The sequence below is a fragment of the Pedobacter sp. genome, assembly GCF_035317785.1.
In the GTDB taxonomy this organism is placed as follows: domain Bacteria; phylum Bacteroidota; class Bacteroidia; order Sphingobacteriales; family Sphingobacteriaceae; genus Pedobacter.
This window is the reverse complement of the sequence record NZ_DATHGC010000321.1, coordinates 1-7,329: the sequence shown is the minus strand read 5'-3', so window position 1 is coordinate 7,329 and position 7,329 is coordinate 1. Positions and strand designations below refer to the sequence as shown.

The following is a 7,329-nucleotide window of genomic DNA, read 5'->3' as shown; positions in this document are numbered from 1 at the left end:
CAGGTCGTAGCTGGTACCAATATACTTTTTTAAGTCCTTGTGCCCCGATACCTTATCCATGGGTGCTGCATCACAGAGCTTGTTAACGATCTCGCTAATGTATTTGGTGGTATTATTCATCAAAAGGTTTTCGAAGGATCAGAATAATGAACTCCCGGTCAATGGTCTGACCCGCATTGCTCATAATGGTTTCCTGGTGGCTGTCCGAGTTGAGCATAATAAATCCTGCGGAAACAAAAATGGCCTGTGCCTCTTCAAGGCTATACAGCTGAAATGTATATTTAGTAAACGGCAGTTTCTCCATAAAGTTTTTCGGAGCAAACGCAACGCTAAAAAGCCCGCCAGGTTTGATCACACGCATGATCTCCTGCGCATAAGCCTTGGGTTCATCCCAAAAGTAGATTGTATTCACAGTAAATGCACAGTCAAAAAACTCATCAAAAAAAACCAGTGTCTTCCCGTTTGCAAGTGTAAAAGTTGCCTGTCCAGAATCTACCAGCTCGTGGTTTGCTTTAACCGATTCAATGATCATAAGTTCGGAAATGTCTACACCATAGTACTTCAAATCTTTTGACTGCTTAAACACCTTAGGCACGTGATTTCCCCCGCCAGGCCCAATTTCCAGAACACGTTGTTTATCAGTCAGCGCCAGGCCAAGGATGGCTTCAGATATCATGTTATTGTTATGTGAGGCCATATTCTGAGCAGTCAGAATCCCATATTCACCGCTTGGACAGCTCAGCTGTTTAGCAATTTCCATGAGCTGCGTTTCATCTTTTATTTCAGACATGCTATCTACATTTGGTTAAAGAACCAATCTACATTTTTATTGACAATTTTGCCATCCCTTTTTCTGAAATAAAAAACCTGCAGCAGCTCATTCAAGCCTGATCATGCATTGCACATCCTTCTGACTAAGATATAACTCCACACAATAGCCCTGAGGATCAAGCTCAGGATGTGTAAGCAACTGATTAAAAGCTTTTTCAATACTGGAAATATCTTTCATGAAATTTTCAACCAGCAGGCTCACATAGCTCCCCTTTTTTAACGTGATGTTCTCCAGATTAAATTGTTCAGCCTCTCTGTCACTTAGTTCTTCTGCGCCGGCCCTGTAAACGATACCCCCATTGCCCTCCGGTCTTGACAGACCAAAATACCTTCTGTTTTCAGCATAAGGAATTAAAGCATGAAGCCTTTCGTGAGCGGCCATTACGCCCTCTGGAAAGGTTGTTGCAGTAACATACATAACTTTGATGTCATTGTCTATTGAGATGATTTCCATTGCGATGATAGTTAAGTTATCTTTTATTTCAAATCTAAGATTTAACTGCATTACTGATAGGGTATAAAAATGACAAATTAGCAGGCAGAATACGTCAGGTTCTTCATACCAATTGCTATATTTAGCATTGTGAGTTTCAAACTACTGCCTTCTGTTTTCTGTGTGCTGCTGTACTTGTTTGTCTACAGCCCGTCATCTGCGCAGACCGCCGCAAAGCTTAGTATATCTCCGGCTGACCTGGCCAAAAAAATGATCCGCAACCCGGCTTTCGTGGAAAATGCAAAAGGAGAGGATTTTTGCTGGAATGCCGCTTATGATATGGGCCGCTTTGTTGAATATTATGAACTGACAAAAAACACAGAATGGCTGGATGCAGGGATTAGCTATTATGATTTTCTCATCAGCAAAATGGACACAGACCCAGATGGATACAAAGGCTGGATAGGCCCTTATGAATACGACCATAGATACTGGCAGGACGCGCTGGTCGGCGATGCCATTATCTTTAAAGGACTGCTGGATTTCAGCGTCCTTGTCCTCGAACAAAAGAATCTGAATAAAGCCTACAGTGCAAAAGCCAATGCCTATGTCGCTTTGGCCAGCAGAGAATTTGTGGAAAAATGGGACAAACGCGGCACCTGGTATGAAGATGGGCCCTATGGCTCATATATCGGGTTCAATAAATTTCTGAAACCCGGTGACCTCAGCCGCTGGATTACCGATACGACAGTAATCCGTACCGGAATAAGCCACCCTTTCAACAAACAACTGGACGCCGGGCAGGTATTTTTACGCCTGTACAGACTTACAGCCAAAAAAGCTTACAGGGACCGGGCCCAGCGGATCTATTTTACCTTCAAAAGCCATTTTCAGTATTTCAACGGTCATTATTGCTGGAACTACTTTGAACCCCTTACTCCTGCCGATGTCGATCTGGTGAAAAAAGACACGAAACACGGCGTATGGGTGCACCCTTTTCGCTCAGGATACCAGGCAGGTGAAGTAGAAAAAATAGCAGAAGCCTACCATTATGGGATTGTATTTGATGAACAGGACATGAAAAGGATCATCAGCACTAACCTGAATATCATGTGGAACAAAGACAGGCAAAATCCCCGTTTTATCAATTCTAATGGTCAGGGTGCAGAAAGAGATACTACCGGAGCCGGCGGCTTCAAATCCGTATACGGACATGGAGCTGAGGCAAAGAACACAGGTGAACTCTGGACGGGACTACTCGATTTTGACCAGACCATAAGGGATCTGTATGCCTTGAAATTTAAAAACCCGAACAAATCTGATGAACGTCTTGCATATGAGAGCAGCCTCATCGGAAACCCGCCTGGTTTCAAACGAAAATATGTCCATACGCCGGTAAACGTTCCTTTAATAGATTTCAGCGAAAGTAAAGAACTTTATCTGGCTACAGTTCTTCCCCACCACATCCCAAAAGGCAAGAGTTCCATGCTCATTAGTAAATCATGGCAGCCAGGTATACTGCAGATCGACCTTTACTCAAAAAACAATAAACTTCTTAGCAATCTTTTCAATGGAAAAGTCGGTGAAAATACGTTTATTTTTACCTGGGACGGAAAAGATCCGGCTAAAAAAATGTTCTTTAAAGGGGAATACAAAGTACGCTGGACCATTGGCACAGGATACCGTGAATTCCCCGTTAGGATTGACTGAGTGCCTGCGGGATAAATTATTTTTTCTTTACGGGAGGTGGTACATCAGCTCTGAAAGGAACCTGTTTTCTCAGCATTTTCCCGGCATATCCAGCCAGGTACAAATAATAGTCCGACGGGACATCATCTTCAAATTTCACAAAAGTACTGGCACCTACCGGTGGGTTCTTAGCGATCTTAAATATGGCAGTACCCTCATCTATTTCATCAAACATGGCCACGTAAAGCATTTCTGTACCATTCTGGATGGCAGTAGACAGCTGCTTCCAGAAAAATGTACCCCTGTTTCTCGGGATCTGGTTTGACGGTGATCTTGGGTTCATATTGTGCCAGCTGAATCCCGGAAAGACCACACCAACATAGTCCAGCTTGTTTTGCTTACACCACAGCACATCGCCTTTTTGCGCTTCCGAATACTTGTTGTAAGCAATCTCATTACCATATCTTCCGACTGTCCATGGATGGACAATATCTGCCTTTTTGATGATCTCATGCAATAAAGGATTCTTTTCCGTGTCATTTCCAAATTCACGCCAATAAGTAGGTACACCCAGCATCACTGAGCAGCCCCCGTAAACAGGATCGTTCTTTAAAAAATCCACGATCTTATCTACATCCTTCAATGTATATTTTCGCCTGTCATTGAATCCGACGCCCCAGATCACCACCAGTGGCTTTCCGTTATGATAAAGATAAGTCTGATTATTACCCTTGCCGGTGATCTTCATGCTGTCTACCAGGTTTTTCCAGTCATTGATCAGTACCGGAACATCGACACTGTCCCGCATCCCGGAGAGGTCGTACATTACGGATATTGCACGGCCATATTTTTGAGATGATTTTAAGGCATTGCCCAGAACAGTATTGAAATGATTCCGGCCGGATCTGCCCCTGATCTCCGCCACAAAACGCTGCATGAATACGCCGTCCAGACCATATTCCTTCATCCATCGAAAATGTGTTTCCACAGTTGATGCATCATGGGCACTGGTCAGATAAGCAGCGCTTCCATCTGCATGAACAAAAGATGTTTTGTATACTTTTTCCTGTTCGCTCACATCAGGCCAAAGGTCCACATTGGTGCTTCCGGGTTCAAATTTACCCCTGGACTGGTAATGGTACCAGCCTCTGCCCGCCCCATCTTCGGCTGCATTGTGCCAACCCTGATAACCGGCCATGATCAACCCCTTATAGCTTTTGAACTTTGATGTCTTGCTGTGCTTGTTTTGCGCATTGACAGTACCTGTCAACAGCAGCAAAGCAAAGATGAATAATTGTTTAAATTTCATTTGTGTGTGTTTTTTTTCGTGTCTTTTTATGTTACCATGGGGATCATCTAAAGGCAATAGCAGTCAGATTACTGAGGTCTGTTTTCCTTTAGCTTCCCAAAATCCTTATTAGGCTGATTGCCCATAAACATTTTTAATGTGCCGCCTTTGATGAGGTCGGTGTGCAGCAGGTAGCTGTTTTTATAAGGCTTTCCATTCAATTCTAACCTTTGAATGTAAATGTTTTCAGGACTGTTATCTATGGCCTCAATCATAAATTTCTTCCCTCCCGAAAGACTTAATGTAGCTTTATTTACCATCGGGCTGCCAATGATATATTTTCCGGAGGCCGGGAAGACCGGGTAAATGCCCAAAGCAGAAAACGCATACCATGCCGACATCTGCCCGCAGTCTTCATTGCCGATAATCCCCTCCGGCCGGTCGTGATAAAACTCCTTCATGATATAGCGTACCTTTTCAGCCGTTTTCCATTGTTCACCAGCAAAAGCGTAAAGATAAGTGATGTGGTGACCAGGCTCGTTGCCATGAGCGTACTGGCCGATCAGCCCTGTCAAATCAGCTACACTTTCCTTCCCGATATCCATTTTCAGTGAAAACGTACTGTCCAGTCTGGATATAAAAGCTTTTTCATCACCCATGAGGGACATCAGCCCATCAATATCCTGTGGAGCCAGCCAAAGGTATTGCCATGCATTGCCTTCAGAATAATCATTGATCCATGGCCGGGTTGATTTGTCAGGGCCAAAAACCGGATTCCATTTCCCGTCCGCTTTTTTACCTCTGAAAAATCTCGTAGCCTCATCAAAATACAATTGATAGCTTTTTGATCTTTTCAGATAATACTCATAATCAGCCGCCTTATTCATTTTTTTGGCCATCAGAGCAATGCTCCCATCCCCTATGGCGTACTCCATAGCACGTGCCACAGACTCACTCATTTCATCAGACGGAATGGTTTTAAAATCCTTTACATAATTCAATCCCAGTTTTCTGCTTTCAGAAACAGAAGATTTCTTTAACGCGTCGAAGGCCCGCTGCGCATCAAACCCCTTGATCCCTTTTAAATAGGCCTCGGCAACAATCTGGTGACTGCTGACACCCGGCATGGTACCGGTTTCATTTCCCATCAAATGCCAGATGGGCAGCATCCCCTGCTGGTCGCTGATCGCCAGCATGGAATTGACCATATCGCTCACACGTTCCGGTTGCGTTAGCACAAAAAGCGGGTGCGCTGCCCTGTAGGTATCCCATGTAGAGAACACACTGTAATTGGCAAAAGGCGCTTTTCTGTAAATTTTACCATCCGTACCGCGATAATCCCCATTGTGGTCATTAAACAAAGAAGGGTTGATCATGGTATGGTACATAGCCGTATAGAATATCTTCTTCTCCGCAAGCGTACCGGTCTCCACAGTTAGTCTGGAAAGTTCCTTATTCCATTGGTCATCTGCCTGTTTTATCACTTTTTCAAAGTCCCAGGCAGGAATTTCGGCAGTGATGTTCTCCAGTGCATTCTCAGCACTTACAGGCGATATACCCACTTTCAACTGAAGCATTTCGGGAGCCTTGTCAAAGCTGATCAGGCCCTTTATGCCCTTGTCTGTACCGCTTTTGCCCGGCAATAAATTGTTATTGTTATATACAGCAAAATCTTTAATGGGCGACGAAGACTTGACAGCAAAATAGATCAGTTGTTTTTTTGCCCAGCCAGATGAGATGCGGTAGCCTTTCAGGGTGAAATCATCCACCTGTTCAATATGTGTTTCCGGAGTCTGGTCATTGATCCCTTCCTTCAGATCTATAATGACATGTGCTGCTTTTCCTGCCGGGAAATGATAGCGATGAAAGCCCGCCCGGGCCGTTGCAGCAAGCTCTACATTCACGCCATTTTCCAGTCTCACTGAATAGTAGCCCGGCCTGACGCGCTCATTTTTATGAGAGAACAAAGAAGCATAGCCACTTCCGGGAACTTTTTCCTCACCCTTATCTGTCTTTACTGCACCTGTGTAGGGCATCATCACAATATCAGAAAGATCGCCTATCCCTGTACCGCTCAGGTGAGTATGCGCGAAGCCCCTGATCACACTATCCTGGTAATTGTAGCCTGAACACCAGTCCCAGCCCTTATAAAAGTTATCAGGACCGACCTGAACTGCTCCAAAAGGCACACTGGCGCCCACAAAAACGTGGCCGTGAGCGCCGGAACCAATATAAGGGTCTACGAATGAAGTGAGCTTCTGGGCAAAAGCAGTACCGGCAATGCTGCAGAACAGCAAAAGGCTTATGGTTCTCTTAAAAACAACTATAATTTGAGAAGAATTTACGATCATACAATTTGGTTCATGAGTTTTATCCGGTCATACCCCGGCTGATGATTGTCGCCAAAGAAAGTATTCCGGATTAAAAAAAGATTAATAAATCTTTAATGGTGAACTAAAATTTAAATAAATTCTATCTCTGGAAGATTTCCGGATATTTTCTTATAAAATATACGGGCGTACAGCTCCAGGCGTGACAATAACTATTTATAGGAAAGAAATTATAAGGTGACAGCTTATCGTTGTTTGGATCGTATGCCTCCCAGAAAGTATCAGCTCCTTTGCTGATCATACCGCCCCAATAAGTCTCAATAAGTTCTTTTGCCTCCTTTGTCATTCCTGATTTGATAAGTGCTGCTACATAATAGTGGGTCAGATAGGGAGTACCCGGCCTGACGACATTTTTTTGATTAACAATGGCTTTCATGGCCTTCCGGGCTTCTGCTTTGGTTGCTACATCACTTAATACCATCCAGGACTGTGAGGCATAGGAAATCTGTTTAGCCTGTCCGCTGGTAAATAATCCTGTATTTTTATCATACAGGGATACCCTTGCGGCTCTGGTCATCTTCGAAATTAGGGCAGGCAGTTCAGCAACCTCATTTTCTTTGCCCAATTGCTTTGCCAAAGCCAGTGTTTCCTTCATGGTAAAAATCATAATGCCCTGCAAGGGAGCCTGCTTGTCCAGGCCTTCACGCCAGTCTACAAAGAGCCACCAGCCCTGTTGCCCTGCAGCACCAGGGTTAAAC

Annotated in this window: 5 protein-coding genes and 1 pseudogene; 1 reads left to right on the top strand and 5 read right to left on the bottom strand. The window is 44.2% G+C overall.

Features of this window, described 5'->3' with window-relative positions; translation table 11 throughout:
• Positions 1-112: 112 nt before the first annotated feature.
• Positions 113-790 (bottom strand): class I SAM-dependent methyltransferase, encoded by a 678-nt coding sequence (locus VK541_RS19925; protein WP_324372194.1) that lies wholly within the window; start codon positions 788-790, stop codon positions 113-115.
• Positions 791-877: 87 nt separating this feature from the next.
• Positions 878-1,285 (bottom strand): transcriptional regulator, encoded by a 408-nt coding sequence (locus VK541_RS19920; protein ID WP_324372193.1) that lies wholly within the window; start codon positions 1,283-1,285, stop codon positions 878-880.
• Between the two features lie 129 nt (positions 1,286-1,414).
• Between VK541_RS19920 and VK541_RS19915 the strand changes: the two genes are divergently transcribed.
• Positions 1,415-2,974: a hypothetical protein gene (locus tag VK541_RS19915; RefSeq protein ID WP_324372192.1), complete on the top strand. Its 1,560-nt coding sequence runs from the start codon at positions 1,415-1,417 to the stop codon at positions 2,972-2,974.
• A 16-nt stretch (positions 2,975-2,990) separates the two neighbouring features.
• Here VK541_RS19915 and VK541_RS19910 read toward each other — a convergent pair whose 3' ends face one another.
• From VK541_RS19910 to VK541_RS19900, 3 genes and pseudogenes are all read right to left on the bottom strand, one after another.
• Positions 2,991-4,262 (bottom strand): glycoside hydrolase family 71/99-like protein, encoded by a 1,272-nt coding sequence (locus VK541_RS19910; protein WP_324372191.1) that lies wholly within the window; start codon positions 4,260-4,262, stop codon positions 2,991-2,993.
• 68 nt (positions 4,263-4,330) lie between these two features.
• Positions 4,331-6,592 carry a GH92 family glycosyl hydrolase gene (locus VK541_RS19905; protein ID WP_324372190.1) on the bottom strand — a complete coding sequence of 754 codons (2,262 nt, stop codon included), beginning with the start codon at positions 6,590-6,592 and terminating at the stop codon, positions 4,331-4,333.
• Positions 6,593-6,713: 121 nt separating this feature from the next.
• A pseudogene (locus tag VK541_RS19900) lies at positions 6,714-7,329 on the bottom strand (glycoside hydrolase); the annotation flags it as partial.